We start from the raw sequence: 15808 nt of genomic DNA, 5'->3' as shown, positions 1-15808 counted from the left end.
CCTTGACTTTATACAGGATAGATATCATGAATATAATCATGATAATCATCATTAATAGATGCCATCCACATCTCCCTCTCTGATGGTCCGCCATCTGTTGCGGGAATGCTGCCTTGTCCTTGAAAGCGGGATTTCAAAATGAAGCGTCGAGATGTGATTAAACTTGCTTCTCTGGCAGTCATGCTTCCCATGATGCCGGGAGTCGGAAACGCAGATCCGGCGCCTAAAACGCCCACAGTCGGGTACAGAGTATTTACCGCCATTCGCGCCGGCCGTGATGTGCCGCCGGGTAACGTGCCGCCGGGTAAAGAGTCACTGATATGGATCGCCAATTCGGCGACCCTAATCTACGGAGAGCGGGACGCGGTCCTCGTAGACACCTTCATGACGGTGGAGCAGTGCAATGGCTTGGCAGATGCCATTGTTGCGAGCGGAAAATCGCTGAAGGCAATTTATGTCACTCACGGACATCCCGATCACTTTTTCGGGCTAAAGATTCTACAAGATCGCTTCCCAAACGTGCAAGCGCTTGCGACACGTGAGGTCGTTGCGAAAATGAAGCGCCAGATCACGCCGGAAAGATTGGACGATCGGCGCAAGCAGTTTCCGAACCTTCCAGACGTTATTTCCATCGCGGATCCGTTGGAAGGCAACGAGATTGAATTGGAAGGAAATAAATTGATCGTTGTCAGAGTCGGTCATACGGACACCGACGACACGACGTGTCTTCACGTCCCGTCGATCGGATTGGTCGTCGCTGGTGACGTCGTCTACAATGGCATTCACCCATTTCTCGGCGAATCGAACAGGCAAACCCGATCGGAATGGATTGCGGCGCTTGACAAAATCGACGCTCTGAAACCGTCGGCGGTTGTTGCCGGACACAAGATTCCCAGCAACGATGATAGTCCGCGAAATGTCGAAGAAACTCGCCGATACATACGCGACTTCATCCGGTTAAATGAGACAACTAAAACCGCGCGGGATCTCTACTACAATATGCTCGAGCTATATCCCGATCGCGCCAATCTCGGCTCCCTCTGGAGCGCGGCCGCTGCGGCCAAGGCTGAGACATAACGCTGCGCGCGGCAGACCGAGGGCAGGTTGTCGGCCGCAAGCCGGCCCTCAAGTATGCAGAACTTCCTCGGCCAAATTTGTTCTGGAGCGATAAAGCGCGATTGCGGTCTGCAACGTCGAACCGAATGACCCGACTTGCCTGGCTCCTGAGGTCGCAATTGCACCTGTCATCACGGCAATAGCGTTCCACGCACGATCGTCATTCTACAGATCAACCCCTCGCGATCGTTATCTAACCTCGCGAATAACCGAGAGAACTGCAATGAGCACGACCTTTGAAAATGCGACGACCCAATCTGTCGATGTGAACGGCACGAAATTCGTGTTCCGGGAAGTTGGCAGGAAGGGCGGGACTCCCGTCGTTCTCCTCCACCATCTAACGGCTGTATTGGAGGACTGGGATCCGAGGATCGTGGACGGCCTGGCAGGGAAGCACCACGTGATCGCGTTCGACAATCGCGGGGTCGGCGGGTCCGGAGGTTCGACACCCAAAACCGTCGAGGAGATGGCTCGGGACGCCGCTACATTCATAGCCGCCCTGGGTTTTAGCAAAGTCGATCTGCTGGGCTTCTCGCTCGGCGGTTTCGTCGCCCAGCTCATCGCACAACAACAACCCGGTCTGGTACGTAAAATCGTCCTCGCGGGCACCGGCCCGGCGGGCGGCGAAGGCATCGCGAATGTCGGTGCCGTTCTACAGGACGCATTCGGGAAGGCAGGCGCCACCAACAAGCACCCGAAGCAATTTCTTTTCTTTACACAGACCAAGAACGGCCAGGCGGCGGCTGAGGACTTCCTGCGGCGGCTGAAAGAACGCACCAAGGATCTCGACACGCCCGTAAGCAACGAAACTATTCAGGCTCAGATTGCGGCGATCGGTGCCTGGGGACAGGGTGATGCCACAGCACTCGGGACGGTTCAGCATCCCGTCCTAGTCGTCAATGGCGATGACGACGTGATGGTGCCGTCGTTCAACTCATTCGAGCTCGCTCGTCGGCTGCCGAATGCGCAATTGAGCATTTTCCCTGACGCCGGGCACGGCGGCATCTTCCAGTACCATGCCGCCTTCGTTCAGCAGACACTCGCTTTCCTCGAGCAGTAAGCCCAGCAGCCTCATAGTCCGGCGCTGTCGGTGCGCCGGACGATAGCGCGTTGAAGCTGCTCGACTGAGCATTTGCCAAATTTGGAAGAGGTCTCTTTCGATATGATCAGGAATGCACCATGACCCATGACATCGTTCAAACCTCTGCCGCGGACACGTTGCCGCCCTTCGACCCAGCGACGTTCTGGACGCAATTCCACCACGATACCGTCGCCATCGAGGGCGTGCGGCTGCATTTCGTCGAAGGCGGCAGCGGCACGCCGATCCTTCTGCTGCCCGGCTGGCCGCAGAGCTGGTACGCGTGGCGTTATGTGATGCCGCTGCTCGCCAAGGCCGGCCGGCGCGTGATTGCGCTCGACCCGCGCGGCATGGGCGACTCGGATCGGCCCGCCTCCGGCTACGAGATGCGCACGGTGGCCGCCGAGCTTCACGGTTTCGTCGAGGCGCTTGGACTCACGGCGAACGGGCCTGTCGACATCGTCGGTCACGATATGGGCACCTGGATCGGCTACGCCCATGCAGCCGAATGGCCGGGCGACGTGAGGCGGCTCGCCCTGTTCGACGCGGCGTTGCCCGGCATCACCTCGCCGCCGCCGGCCGGCATTCCCTCGGCGGAGACGAATGTGAAGACCTGGCACCTTGCCTTCAACCGGCTCGATGACCTGCCGGAGATCCTGCTGCAGGGACGCGAGCGGGAACTCCTGACCTGGCTGTTCAGGGCCAAATCCACTCGTCCCTGGACGATCACGCCGGCGGATCTCGCTGAATATGTGCGTGTCAACGCAGCCCCCGGCGCGACGCGGGCGGCGCTTTCCTACCAGCGACACACGCTCGGGCCCGAAGGAATTGCGCACAGCCGGGCGCGCGCCGAGCGCAAGCTCGCCATGCCGGTACTCGCAGTCGGCGCGGATGCCGGAGTCGGAGCCATGCTGCTCGACACGATGCGCCTGGTCGCGGCGGATGTGCGGGGTAGTGTGTTTGCTGGCTGTGGGCACTATATGCCTGAAGAAGCCCCCCGCGCTGTCGCCGAGCAAATCATCAGATTCATGTGCAAGTGAGTGCTGCCGCAATCCCAGCGCGAGAGCGAATAGAGACCCACCGGCCCGGTATCTACATCGAACCGACCATTCTGATCGGCACCGACAAGGGACTCCGATCTCGCAAGAACTAATCGGTCCTGTCGCGTCCTACGCGTCGAGAATGAGAAGGGGTCGATCGCACTCGCGAAGGACACTATTCGTAAAGTCGTCAACGTCGCACCATCCGGGCCCGCCGCAGTAGGCGCAGTATGCCTCGCCGACGATCTGGAAGGAGAATGAAATGGGATTGCTTATTGACGGTCGGTGGCACGATCAGTGGTACGATACCTCTGCCAGCGGCGGACGTTTCGTGCGTCAGGACAGCGCTTTTCGCAGTTGGATTACCACTGACGGTGCGCCCGGCCCGACAGGGTCCGGCGGATATAAGGCCGAGCCCGGGCGCTATCATCTCTATGTTTCGCTGGCCTGCCCCTGGGCGCATCGGACCCTGATCTTTCGCGCGCTGAAGGGGCTTACGCCATTTATCGATGTCTCAGTTGTGCATTGGCTCATGGCCGAGCAGGGCTGGAGCTTCGCCGCAGGCGATGGCGTGGTTTCCGATCCTATCGGCGGCGCACACTATCTGCACGAGGTTTACACGAGGTCGGATCCGACCTATTCGGGCCGTGTCACAGTTCCGGTTCTATGGGACAAGACGACGGGTACGATCGTGAATAACGAGTCGTCCGAAATCATTCGCATGTTCAACTGTGCCTTCGACGGTATCGGCGCTAAAGTAGGCGACTATTATCCCGAGGCGCTCAGGACCGAAATCGACGACTTGAATGCGCGCATCTATGCGACGGTCAACAACGGCGTCTACCGGGCCGGTTTTGCAACGACGCAGGAAGCCTATGAGGAGGCCGTCGGCCCGCTTTTCGAGACACTGGATTGGCTCGAGGATCGCCTGTCATCCCGGCGCTTTCTAACAGGTGACGAAATCACGGAGGCCGATTGGCGGCTGTTCACGACGCTGATCCGGTTTGATCCCGTCTACGTCGGCCATTTCAAATGCAACATCCGGAGAATTGCCGACTATCCGGGTCTTTCTGACTATATGCGCACCCTTTTTCGGATCGAGGGCGTCGCCGCGACTGTCAACCTTGGGCACATCAAGCGCCACTACTATCAGAGCCACCGCAATTTGAATCCATCCGGCATCGTTCCGATCGGACCGGAGCTTGCGTTCATGTCGATTCTATAAAAACGCAGGCGGGCCTTCGAAACGGGCACAATTTGTAGACAGGAAGAATTCTTAGCTTCCCTTAGCTCGGTGATCCTGACCAATGACGAAGAGCGCGACGTCTGGATGCGTGCCTCTTGGGACGAGGCAAATGCGCTGCAGCGCCCGCTGGTTAACGACGCGCTGAAGATCGTCATGTGGGGCGCGGACAAGGAAGACAAGATGGCGGCTTGAGGCATGCTAGCGCCAAACTGGCTGCCGCGAGCATGTCGCAGCTTATCTCGTTGCGGTTCCAAGACGAATCATCGAGCGTGACGTTCGACCAAGGGGACAATTCGTGCTCGCGACGACAGAAGCAGATCCCGGCGGAAATCTCCTATCTTCAGGCCGACGCCGAACGGCGCGCCGAGAAGGCTGCCGAGCTGGAAGCCCAATCGAAGCGGGCCATGCGACGGATAAAGGGAACCGCCCAAGCGCTCCTTGCAAGCCTCGAGTCGTCGGGCATCCAGATCCCCCATGAGATTCGGGAGGGACTTGCGTCTTCGAGGACGCCCTCCGAACGACTGGAAGCAGTCATCAATAAAGCTGACCCAGACCGTGGATCACGTGGCCCTCCTATTCGCACAAAGCTCGACAGGACGAGAGTTGGCTGTGCGACGAGCAACGTCAATGCGAAGATCCGAGGGCGCTCGCGTACGACAGCGCACGTCAGCGGCGGTTTGAATATTTCCGGACACCAAGGGCGATGAGAAGATTTTTCGCGAATGCGCCAGCCACAATGAGGCATCGCGCCGAGGCTAGTCTGCTAATGTCGGCAGCAAATTCCCCAAGCGTTCGCCGCTGTTCACCAGCGTCTTATTCAACCATTATTCAACGAACGCGGCTGATGGCTGCCTAAGTGCCTGAGTTCGCTGGCGCTCCCTAGGGAAGCGAGACAAGCCAATGAATTCATTGGCTTACGAAACTGTTTGGGCAAGAAACGCCTCATTGTTTTTCAAGGAGTTTCAGAATGGTCGCCCAAACTGGGAAAAGCCGGTGGCCTAAAACCGCGGCCGACTTTCCCGGTAATGCCGAGTGCTACGTTCAAATCGCGGACCCGCAACCATCTCAAATTGCTATTTTAAGCAGCGGCTTGAGAAGCCCCGCAGGTTGGCAGACACCACGTAGGCTTGGAAGTCGCAAATTTCGTAATCCTTACAACAGACGTTTGAATTCACGGCTTCGGCCGCGCTTCTTCGTTCGGTGCCGTGGGGTACATCAGCGACTGATCCTCGATGTCCTGGAGTGGGAGTTGGTGGACGCCCGCCATCGAATGCAACTCCTCCAAAGAAGGCATCGCCGCGGTGGCTTCTTCAAGGGCATCGGGCCGTGGGCTCAATAGCTCGCCGCCAACAATCACAGCTAAAATGGCGAAAACAATGATTAAGGAACGGGTCATTCAAAGCCTCCGTTTCCAATTTGGGTAAAGTCCTCTGGCCTAATGGGCCCTTCACGTAATCTAGGTTGGCACCCGCGCGCTCGGCTCGGCAAATGCCGTCGAAGAAGATTGCTGTACCATTTCAATCAGGATGGCGGCGGAGCCAACCGCGATACCCGCCAACACCAGGCAAGCAAAAACGAATGCGCGCATACGAAAATCCTCAAGGATAGTTCATTATCATACTTTTTCGACCCGAGACCTTCCCCCACCGGACAAGAATACGTGTTCAGCCGGACAGCGTAAAAGCGTGTGTTTCGACATCAATGAAGGTCCGGCCGAGAATCCCGACAGATCTGTAGAAACTCGCGCTTTTTGTCCCTTCGAGATCGACGAAAAAGCGTCTGATCCAAGACGCAAGATGCTCCTCGAAGAAGATTCGGTCAGCGCCGTCCGGCGCAAAAATGTCCCCGCCGACCAATCCTGCCATTACCTCACAGAGAAAGCTGGCATGGTCTTCCGGCTCGATTCGCTCGGGCGCCTTCTCGACGCCAAGAGGTTGGAGCATCTCCCGTATCCGAGCCAAAGGGCGGCCGTACAGTGTGTCCGCCAAATAGTGCGAGGCATACGGCAACAAGGCGCAGCCCTCCAGTCCGCCAAATAGCGCCACGTACTCGTGCGCAACACTTTCCTCAGTGGCTTGCCGGGCCGCCTCGGCCAACGCGGCATGAGCCAGCCCGATCGGGCTGTTATCGATATGCAGGCCAGCCAAACCAGACAGCAGTTGCGCGTCGGGACTATGGGAAAGCAAAGTCGCCAACAACGCGTATTCCCGTGCACGCGCTCTGTCGACCTCATCGATGCTGCGTCCGGGTAAATTCCGCGAAGATGCATCCACTGCGGTTCTCAATCTTTCCAAAGAATAACCACGGCTCAAACCGAACCTCAACGCGGGAGGGCACTGCCATGACGCTGGGCTTTTCGCACCTCATTATTTGTCAATGTATTCTCACCTTCCGCGGGAGCAGGCATTTCGTTAGGCGTTGCGCCGGACCTGACGAGAGCTGGATTGGTGATGACGAACTGCCGATCGGCTACATCAACATTCTCGTTCGAAGCGACCGTCGGTTCCACGGGCGTCAAACCTTGATCCGCACGAGGCTGTAGCCTGCTGGAGATTTGAGCAAGAACATCAACGCCACTTTCCGTTGGGATCAAAGGGCCGAAGCCCGGAATTGCGTTGGGATCATTGAAATCCCACTGGTTCTCCGCAATTCCGATGAAATCTCGAATGGCAGGATCGCTGGTCCATACCTTTCGCAAGGCCGCCCGAGTCAAGTCAGCCGGCACGCCTTTACTCAAAAAAGCAATTATGTCGGTATCCCCCGCAATTGACTCAATTGAGGGCAGGCTTGCGGGATCAAATGGCGCTTCGGGCACTGCCATCGCCTCAGAGCCAGCCGAAGTCGCCTCAATTTCTTCCTGGACTTTCGCCGCATGCTTTAACCGCGTCCAGCGCGACAACGGGTTTTCCTGTTCGCTCATCGCTGGCTGTCCCTATCCGATTTTGAAGAGGGAGATTCTTGTCGATCGCGTTGCCGTTTGACGAAAGGGCGCTCTACATGATGGGTGGCGACGAATCGGTTGACGATGTCGACGATTTCTAAGGGCATCGGTACCGCTTCGACCAGATTGCTACCGGCATCGGTGAACGCTTCCCCCTCTGCCGGATCTGCCGTGACCGCCAGCAATTCGTACGGAAGTTCAGACGTGGTCGGACGCATGTTAACCCATAGACTCGGCACACCCGACGCGAGGTTCTCACGATAATTCGTGGTCTCGGTCCGATGCAATTCGATCACGGCTTCACCCGCATAGAACAGTGTTACTTCGTCATCGGCACCTAGCGGCGTCCAGGGCGCTGCCACTGGCGTTCCCGCAAATGCGGACACTGGCCGCCACAGAACGTCGGCCCATGCACTTTTCGCCTTTCGCCGCTCGATCACGACGCCAACGGGAATTCGTATCAGAGCAGTCGATATCAATTCACGGCCTCCATATCGCGAACCGGCAATCCAGTCAGAAGATTTTGTGGCTTTATCCGGAGTATCTCCTCAGTCGTCATTGCCAGCAGCAAGTGCACCGGCTCGCCCCTCACATTCTCGATCACATCCTCCAGATCACGGAACAACAGTCGCAGCAGGCCGATCAATTCCGCACGCATAGCGTCGGTCACTAAGTCTCCTCGCCAAATGGCGTCTCCGATATGCGTCGCTTCCGAGCTCAGTCCGACGTACCAATTCCATGGCAAATTCTGCATTTCTGCCACTGGCTCGACTACCACATCAATGGCGAGCAGATGAGCCAGCCAGCGAGAGATGACGTCGCAAAGCGCGGTCAGGCCACGCCCACCTGGCGAGAGATCGAGCGCCATGTCGAAACGGTCGCTTCGTTCCCAATAGCTTTCTGATGTTGCTTCGCTCAGGAGTTCGACTCCGGTAGCGGTCTGCAATCCCAGCAACGATAACAGCGGCAACGCCGGATGCTGTACGCAAACGGCCTCCGTCTCTTCGTCGACCGCGACGACCGACGCATCCTGGAATATGAGTTTTTGCGGCCGGAAGAGCATTTCAGCCGCGCGCAGCACGAAAACGTCGTCGGAACCGTCTAACGCATTACGCAGAATGACCTGAACCAATTGACAGACAAGGATCTGTGGGAAGTGGATGTTGCGTCGGGCAATCGCAAGATAGGCCGCCTCCAGACAATCGTGCGCGAGAAGCTGATCGCGCCAGGCGATCATCGTCTGCCAGTTCTGGCGTGCGTCAACGTCGTCTATCGCCGCAATCCGCGCGGCCGCAACCGGCAGCCTCGGTTCGCGCAGCAGTGCGCGATGCAGGGCCTGCTCCTCAGCACATGCCTCCGGCGGCGGCACCAGCTCCGGGCGGGCCAGATACGCCTTCAAGAACTCATCCGTTACCAGCAAACGACCCGCGGCGTTGCGGTCGAGCAGATGATGCCCGCAAGACAGCCAGAAATCGCGCGAAGTCGCCATTTGTCGCTACCTGTCAAGCGTCTCGGCATCGTGCTTTTGACAGTATATACTTCTGGCGAGTTCCGGGCCAGCGGCCCCGGACTATACAAAGAGGCTACTAGCAATCGTGACCTCAACACCTGATCCCGCGCGACGGCTGCTCATCTGCTCTTGTGAAGGCACGATGCCGCTTGACGCAGATGCGGTCGGCCGGGGTTGTGGTCTCGATACCACGTCAGCGACCCATCTCTGTGGTGCTGAGCTTGATCGCTTCAAGACGATCGCCTCCGAAGATGGCCCTCTGACGGTAGGATGTACCCAGCAGGCAATCCTGTTCACGGATGTCGCTGCCGAGATTGGCCGCAAGAACCCAATACAGTTTGGCAACATTCGCGAGACCGCCGGCTGGTCGAGTGAGGCAAAACAATCGGGACCAAAGATGGCAGCGCTGCTGGCGGCCGCCGCCGAGCCAGTCCCTCCGACACCCTCGGCTGAGCTTCAAAGCGGCGGCGTCATTCTCATCTGCGGCCGAGACGAGGCCGCGGTTGAGGCCGCCAACCTGCTCAAGGACCATCTAGATGTTACTGTGCTCATCGAGCCGCCCGCCTCGATTGCGCCCCCAAGCAGAGCTGAATTTCCGGTGGCAAAGGGCAAGGTAAGGAGCGCCAAAGGCCATCTCGGCGCATTCGAGATCACAGTCGATGATTTCGCCGAGGCCGCTCCGTCCTCGCGCCAAGTCTTGACCTTCGGGCCATCCCGCAACAACGCCCGCTCGAATTGCGACATCGTTCTCGATTTAACGGGCGGCGCCGCCCTGTTTTCTGCCGCTGATCTACGCGATGGTTATCTGCGGGCGGATCCGGCCAATCCTGCGGCGGTGTTACAGGCCGTCCTCAAGGCCCGCGATCTCGTCGGCACCTTTGAGAAGCCGCGCTACATCAATTTTGAACCCAAGTTATGCGCGCACTCGCGGTCCCACCGGACAGGTTGCACCCGATGTCTCGACCTATGTCCGGCCGGCGCGATCAGCGCCGCAGGAGACCATGTCGCGATCGATGCGAATATCTGCGCGGGCTGTGGCCAATGCGCAGCCGCTTGCCCCACTGGGGCTGCATCCTATGCCCTGCCGCCGGAGGACGTGCTCGTACGCCAACTCCGCTCGATGCTGATCGCGTTTCGCGACGCCGGCGGTGAACGAGCCGTCGTGCTGTTTCACGATGAGAAGCACGGCGCGCCGCTGATTGACGCACTGGCCCGGTTTGGCGACGGGCTACCGGCAAATGTGTTGCCATTTGCGATCAACGAGGTCACTCAGGTCGGGCTGGAAGCGGTCATCGCCGCCTTCGCTTACGGCACTTCGGCTATGCGCTTCCTGCTGCGGGCGAAGCCGCGTCACGACGTCTCCGGCCTCTCGCGGACGATAGCGGTGGCGGATCCGATCCTCGTCGGACTTGGCTTTGGAGGGAACCGTATCGCAGCAATCGAAACGGATGACCCGGACGGCCTGCTTGACGCACTTCGTACGATTCCGCCACTCGCGCCGGCGCCGCGACTGGCAAGCTTCCGCACGGTTGGAAAAAAGCGCGACGTGCTTCGCTTTGCCCTCAGCGAATTGCACCGTTCCGCTCCGGCTCCTGTCGATGTGATTGCACTGCCCGAAGGAGCTCCATTCGGGGCGGTCGAGATCGATGTGGGCAATTGCACGTTGTGCTTGTCCTGTGTGTCAGCATGTCCGACCGGCGCCTTGCGCGACGATCCAGACCGGCCGGTGCTCCGATTTGTCGAGGACGCCTGCGTGCAGTGCGGCCTCTGCCGGGCGACCTGTCCCGAAAAGGTCATTACGTTGTTACCCCGGATTGATTTTGGTGCCTCAAGAGCCCCCGCTCGCATCCTCAAGGAGGAAGAGCCGTTCTGCTGCATCCGGTGCGGCAAACCATTCGGTGTCAAAAGCAGCATCGAGCGCGTGGTGGCAAAGCTCGAAGGCAAGCACTGGATGTACAGCGCTTCGTCAGAGAGGCTGGACGTCATCAAGATGTGCGAAGACTGCCGCGTCAGCTTTGTAGCCGAGCAAGGTTTCGAGACCTACGGCGCAGCTCCTCTTGTCCGCACGACCGACGATTATCTTCGTGAGCAACTAGCGCAACCGGCTGCCGAGCGCGATCAGGAATAGCCGGCCCGGAGCTTGGCTGCCGCGAAGCTCTCACCTGCCCCAGCCAGCCGGTGCCGCCGGGAACTTCTGTGCAGTACTCCCGATGGCAACAGTTCGGAGGCTATCCCCGCGTTTCACTCCGCAGGTGTCGCGGAAGGTCGCCTGTCCTCCCTTTCAAGCTGCTCGGCGAGCCAGCGATCATGATGTTCCCTCGCCCAGTTGAGATCGACTTCGCCCGTGCCCATGGCCTCGAACGCACCTTCCATCCCGAGCGTGCCAATATAGATATGGGCCAGAATCAGCGCGATGAAGAAAATGGCGATAATGGCGTGGGCTGCCTGCGCGAGCTGCATGTCGGCGATATTGGTACCGTAGAATGGAAACAGCAGCACAAATCCCGAGGCGGAGACAGCAACACCGGCGGCAACGGAAAACCAATAGACCATCTTCTCGCCGAGATTGAATCGTCCCGCCGGAGCGTGCTTGGATTTAATGAAGCCCCCGCCTTGCTTGACCCACTCGACATCGACCTGCGCGAGCAGATTGTCCCTGAAGAAGATCACCGTGATGAGGACCAGCCCTGCCACGAACGCGAAGCTCGTAAAATTGTGCATGTATTTGGCGATCTCAGAGATCTCGGAGAAGATCTCTGGACCTACGAGCGGCAGCAGAACGATCTTGCCGAAGGTGATGTTCAAGCCGGTCAATCCGAGGACGACGAAGGAGACCGCCGTAAGCCAATGGGAGAAGCGCTCAAAGGCCCTGAAACGGAGAACCTTCCGTCCGGAACGCCCAGCCGCGATGCGGATGCGTCCGATGATCAGATACGCGAGCCCCAGTAGCGCGATCGTTCCGACGATCACGAGCGCACCACCCCAATGCAGAAGAACTTCATGGAAATAGTCCCACGCTCGGCCAGCGGGCTGCATCAGCACGCTGGCTTTGACATCGGGAATATCGATGCGCCCCTGGATGCGCGGGGCCTGTTCAAGCAGCGTGCGCTGGCTAGTAACGCTCGCGTCCGGGTTCGGAGCACCATCGGGGCCGAGCTTTTGGGCGCACACGGGTACCGAAGCAATACCGAGCAACATCAGGACGAACGTCACGAGGCGAATGCGTGCCAATAGCGTCATTACAATCACCTGTTCCAGTGTGCTTCAATCACTGGGCCCGCCGCAACGGTCGGATGCCGTTTGCTCAGAACTTGATATCCTCGTGATAGGCCGTTTCCCAGCCCCAGGCGCCCGAGCCGTAACCGCGCTTTCGAACCCGCTCTCCATAGATTTGCGCGATGATGTCGCCATCCCCGGCCAGCAAAGATTTGGTCGAACACATCTCGGCACACAATGGTAGTTTGCCTTCGCCGAAACGGTTTGATCCGTATTTCGCGTACTCCCCGGCACTACCAGGGGCTTCGGGCCCGCCGCCCCCGGCGCAATAGGTGCACTTGTCCATTTTGCCGCGTGAGCCGAAATTGCCCACCTTTGGATACTGCGGCGCGCCAAACGGACAGGCATAGAAGCAATAGCCACAACCGATGCACAAGTCCTTGTTGTGGAGGACGATGCCGTCGTCGGTCGGATAGATACAGGTCACTGGACACACTGCCGCGCATGGTGCATCGGTGCAATGCATGCACGCCATCGACACTGAGCGCTCGCCTGGTTTGCCGTCATTGATGGTGACCACGCGGCGTCGGTTGATGCCCCAAGGTACCTCGTTCTCATTCTTGCAGGCGGTGACGCAGGCGTTGCAGTCGATGCAGCGGTCGGCGTCGCAAAGGAATTTCATGCGTGCCATGGATCTTCCTCTCAGGCGGCCCTGATCTGACAAAGTGTGGCTTTCGGCTCCTGCATACCGGTCGCGGGATCGTAGCCATACGTTGTCAGCGTGTTGACGCTCTCGCCCAGCACGATCGGATCGGCCCCCTTCGGATATTTGGCACGCAGATCGGCGCCCTCGAACCAGCCGGCAAAATGATAGGGCATCCAGGCAACGCCTTTACCGACGCGCTCCGTAACGAGCGCTTTCATCCTGGTTCGCGAGCTATTCTCCGGGCCGGTAACCCACACCCAGCCGCCGTCCTTGACGCCGCGCTCGGCCGCATCCGCCACATTGATTTCGACGAACATGTGCTGCTTCAGTTCGGCGAGCCACCTGTTGGACCGCGTCTCCTCCCCGCCCCCTTCGTATTCGACCAGTCGGCCGGAACTCAGGATCAGTGGAAACTGTCTGGCGATTCCGCGGTCGACGACAGCCTTCTGCACGGAGAAACCGATATTAGGCACCCGGAACTGCTTGGCATCCGGCAGCGTCGGATACTCTCCGACGAGGTCAGGGCGCGGGGTGTAGATCGGTTCGCGATGCACCGGGATCGGATCAGGAAGATTCCAGGCGATCATCCGCGCCTTTGCGTTGCCGTAGGGCGAGCAACCGTGCTCGATTGCCACGCGTTGGATCCCGCCTGACAGATCGAGCGACCATGAGACGGCATCTGGATTTGCGGCATTGACGCGCTGGATCACTTCCAATTCTTTCGGCGTCAGATCCTTGTCCCAGCCGAGCTTCTTCAGAACGCCAAGCGTGAATTCCGGATAGCCGTCCTTGATCTCCGAGCCGACCGAATAAGAGCCCTCGGCGAGCAGATTGTCATGATCATCGCGCTCGACCTCCTGGCCGTTCTCGATCACCTTCCGCTTGACGACCCGCTCGACTCCGAATCGGGCGCGAAACGTGGCGCCGCCTTCTTTCACCGGAAGATTTGTGTTGTAGAGGATTGGGGTGCCGGGATGCTTGAACTCCGGCGTTCCCCAGCACGGCCAAGGCAGGCCGTAGTAATCGCCACCGACTTCGGGATCGTCCTTTGGCGCCCGCATCGTGACGAGGTCGAACTTGGCCTGATTGCGCATGTGCGCTTTGAGCCGTTCAGGCGATTGACCGCAATAGCCCGTCGACCAACCGCCACGGTTGATCTCGCGCAGGATGTCCTCGGCCGATACCTTGCCGTTCTCGACCTTGATGTTCTTGAACATGAGCTCCGCAAAACCGAGTTTGCGCGCCAGCATGTACATCGTGTCATAGTCGTTCTTCGATTCAAAGACCGGCTCGACGATCTTCTCGCCCCATTGCAGCGAGCGGTTTGAGGCCGTGCGCGAGCCGTCCATCTCGAAGCTGGTGCAGGCAGGCAGCAGATAGGTGCCGTTCTTGCGCTCGGACAGCACCGACCACGCTGTCGGATAGGGATCGCAAACCACCAGCAGTTCGAGCTTCTCGATGCCGCGCACCGCCTCCGGCATTCGCGTAATCGTGTTGACGCCATGTCCCATGATGAACATGGCCTGCACCGGATTGGGTTGATCGACCTGATCTTTAGGCAGCAGCGTCGCGTCGAACCAGCGTGTGCTCGGAATACCCGGCGTCTCCATCAGCTTTTTGTCGGGAAAACGCGACTTCATCCAGTCGTAGTCAACTTCCCAGACTCGACACCAGTGCCGCCACGCTTCCTCCGCCAGACCGTAGTAGAGCGGCAACGATGTCACATCGAGACCGAGATCGGTCGCTCCCTGCACATTGGTGTGGCCGCGGAAGATGTTGGCCCCGGCGCCGGCGACGCCGACATTGCCGGTAGCGAGCAAGAGAAGGCAGCTTGCGCGGACATTGGCGGTCCCGGTGGTAAATTGGGTCTGGCCCATCGCCCAGATCAGTGTCGCCGGTCTCTGCTTGGCGAACAGCTCAGCGATGTGCTTGACTTGGGCCTCAGGCAGGCCTGTGACGCGCTCGACCTCCTTCGGATTCCATTTCGCTGCCTGTTTGCGAATCTCATCAAGGCCGTAAACGCGCTGGCTCAGGAATTCCTTGTCTTCCCAGCCGTTCTCGAAGATGTGCCAGAGCATGCCGTAGATCGTGGCGATGTGAGTGCCTGGACGTACCCTTACGTATTCGGTGGCATGGGCTGCGGTCCGCGTCATCCGCGGATCGACAACGATCATGTTGGCGCGATTAAGCTCCTTGCCCTCCAGAATGTGTTGCAACGAGACCGGATGCGCCTCAGCAGGATTGCCGCCCATCACCAGAATGGTCCGTGCATTGCGGATGTCGTTGTAGCTGTTCGTCATCGCGCCGTAGCCCCACGTGTTGGCTACGCCGGTGACGGTCGTGGAATGACAGATACGCGCTTGATGATCAGAATTATTGGTGCCCCAGAATGCCGCAAGCTTGCGGTTGAGGTATGCGGCTTCGTTGGTAAATTTGGCTGACCCAAGCCAATAGACCGAGTCGGGACCGGCCTTCTGGCGAATGTCGAGCAGCTTGTCGCCGATCTCGTCGATCGCCTTCGCCCAAGACACGCGGGTCCACTCGCCATTGACCAACTTGACGGGATAACGAAGGCGACGCTCGCTCAAGACATCATCGCGGACTGCAGCGCCTTTACAGCAATGCGAACCGCGATTGATCGGACTGTCATAGTCCGGCTCCTGCCCAATCCACACACCGTTCGCGACTTTTGCGATCACCGAGCAGCCGACTGAGCAATGGGTGCAAACATTCTTGCGCGTCGCAACTGTGGCGCCTGCGGGCGGCGGCGGCCCGGCCTCTACCTTCCGCACGCCGGTGAGCGGAAGAGTGCCCAGAGCAGCGAGCGCTCCAGTGACAATGCCCGAGCGCTTCAGAAACGCACGACGTCCCAACTCGCCATTTGATAATGGTGCTTTACCATCGCCGTTTCTCTTCTCAGGACGTTTTTCAGACTTCTTTACCAACACCGCACTT

15 protein-coding genes are annotated in these 15808 nt (G+C 58.9%); 6 read left to right on the top strand and 9 right to left on the bottom strand.

Annotated elements, in window-relative coordinates; all coding sequences use genetic code 11:
* The first annotated feature begins 138 nt into the window (after positions 1–138).
* From BUA38_RS17910 to BUA38_RS36770, 5 genes are all read left to right on the top strand, one after another.
* Positions 139–1077, top strand: a complete 939-nt coding sequence (locus BUA38_RS17910; RefSeq protein WP_244552984.1) for an MBL fold metallo-hydrolase — start codon at positions 139–141, stop codon at positions 1075–1077.
* A 262-nt stretch (positions 1078–1339) separates the two neighbouring features.
* On the top strand, positions 1340–2176 hold the full coding sequence (locus tag BUA38_RS17905; protein WP_083587634.1) for an alpha/beta fold hydrolase: 837 nt from the start codon (positions 1340–1342) through the stop codon (positions 2174–2176).
* A 119-nt stretch (positions 2177–2295) separates the two neighbouring features.
* Entirely contained in the window at positions 2296–3234 is a 939-nt protein-coding gene (locus tag BUA38_RS17900) for an alpha/beta fold hydrolase (protein ID WP_072819736.1), read from the top strand.
* Between the two features lie 262 nt (positions 3235–3496).
* Complete coding sequence (locus BUA38_RS17895) at positions 3497–4459, top strand: glutathione S-transferase family protein (RefSeq protein WP_072819734.1); 963 nt, start codon at positions 3497–3499, stop codon at positions 4457–4459.
* A 69-nt stretch (positions 4460–4528) separates the two neighbouring features.
* Positions 4529–4672, top strand: a complete 144-nt coding sequence (locus BUA38_RS36770) for a hypothetical protein (protein ID WP_156898566.1) — start codon at positions 4529–4531, stop codon at positions 4670–4672.
* Positions 4673–5651: 979 nt separating this feature from the next.
* On the opposite strand, the gene BUA38_RS17885 is transcribed toward BUA38_RS36770, so the two are convergent.
* The 6 genes from BUA38_RS17885 to BUA38_RS17865 all read right to left on the bottom strand — a co-directional run bounded on the left by BUA38_RS17885 (position 5652) and on the right by BUA38_RS17865 (position 8910).
* The gene (locus BUA38_RS17885) at positions 5652–5876 is read right to left on the bottom strand and encodes a hypothetical protein (RefSeq protein WP_072819730.1); all 225 of its coding nucleotides are present in this window, start codon (positions 5874–5876) and stop codon (positions 5652–5654) included.
* A 60-nt stretch (positions 5877–5936) separates the two neighbouring features.
* Complete coding sequence (locus tag BUA38_RS38470; protein ID WP_276328133.1) at positions 5937–6068, bottom strand: hypothetical protein; 132 nt, start codon at positions 6066–6068, stop codon at positions 5937–5939.
* Between the two features lie 76 nt (positions 6069–6144).
* Positions 6145–6678, bottom strand: coding sequence for a TorD/DmsD family molecular chaperone (locus tag BUA38_RS17880; RefSeq protein WP_244552983.1), 534 nt, complete (start codon positions 6676–6678; stop codon positions 6145–6147).
* Between the two features lie 122 nt (positions 6679–6800).
* The gene (locus tag BUA38_RS17875) at positions 6801–7400 is read right to left on the bottom strand and encodes a DUF3306 domain-containing protein (RefSeq protein WP_072819726.1); all 600 of its coding nucleotides are present in this window, start codon (positions 7398–7400) and stop codon (positions 6801–6803) included.
* Positions 7397–7900: a DUF3305 domain-containing protein gene (locus tag BUA38_RS17870; protein WP_072819724.1), complete on the bottom strand. Its 504-nt coding sequence runs from the start codon at positions 7898–7900 to the stop codon at positions 7397–7399. The genes BUA38_RS17875 and BUA38_RS17870 overlap by 4 nt, the downstream gene beginning before the upstream one ends.
* Positions 7897–8910 carry a DUF6352 family protein gene (locus BUA38_RS17865; RefSeq protein ID WP_072819722.1) on the bottom strand — a complete coding sequence of 338 codons (1014 nt, stop codon included), beginning with the start codon at positions 8908–8910 and terminating at the stop codon, positions 7897–7899. The genes BUA38_RS17870 and BUA38_RS17865 overlap by 4 nt, the downstream gene beginning before the upstream one ends.
* 163 nt (positions 8911–9073) lie before the next feature.
* Between BUA38_RS17865 and BUA38_RS17860 the strand changes: the two genes are divergently transcribed.
* Positions 9074–11059 (top strand): 4Fe-4S binding protein, encoded by a 1986-nt coding sequence (locus BUA38_RS17860; protein ID WP_072819720.1) that lies wholly within the window; start codon positions 9074–9076, stop codon positions 11057–11059.
* Between the two features lie 113 nt (positions 11060–11172).
* Here the strand turns inward: BUA38_RS17860 and BUA38_RS17855 are convergent, their stop codons facing one another.
* From BUA38_RS17855 to BUA38_RS17845, 3 genes are all read right to left on the bottom strand, one after another.
* Complete coding sequence (locus BUA38_RS17855) at positions 11173–12171, bottom strand: formate dehydrogenase subunit gamma (RefSeq protein ID WP_072819718.1); 999 nt, start codon at positions 12169–12171, stop codon at positions 11173–11175.
* Positions 12172–12235: 64 nt separating this feature from the next.
* Positions 12236–12838, bottom strand: coding sequence for a formate dehydrogenase FDH3 subunit beta (fdh3B, locus tag BUA38_RS17850; protein WP_072819716.1), 603 nt, complete (start codon positions 12836–12838; stop codon positions 12236–12238).
* Positions 12839–12849: 11 nt separating this feature from the next.
* The gene (locus BUA38_RS17845; RefSeq protein WP_072819714.1) at positions 12850–15801 is read right to left on the bottom strand and encodes a formate dehydrogenase subunit alpha; all 2952 of its coding nucleotides are present in this window, start codon (positions 15799–15801) and stop codon (positions 12850–12852) included.
* Positions 15802–15808 lie beyond the last annotated feature (7 nt).

It is taken from the genome of Bradyrhizobium erythrophlei (genome assembly GCF_900142985.1).
Classification (GTDB): Bacteria; Pseudomonadota; Alphaproteobacteria; order Rhizobiales; family Xanthobacteraceae; genus Bradyrhizobium; species Bradyrhizobium erythrophlei_B.
This window is presented reverse-complemented; position numbering and strand designations above follow the sequence as displayed.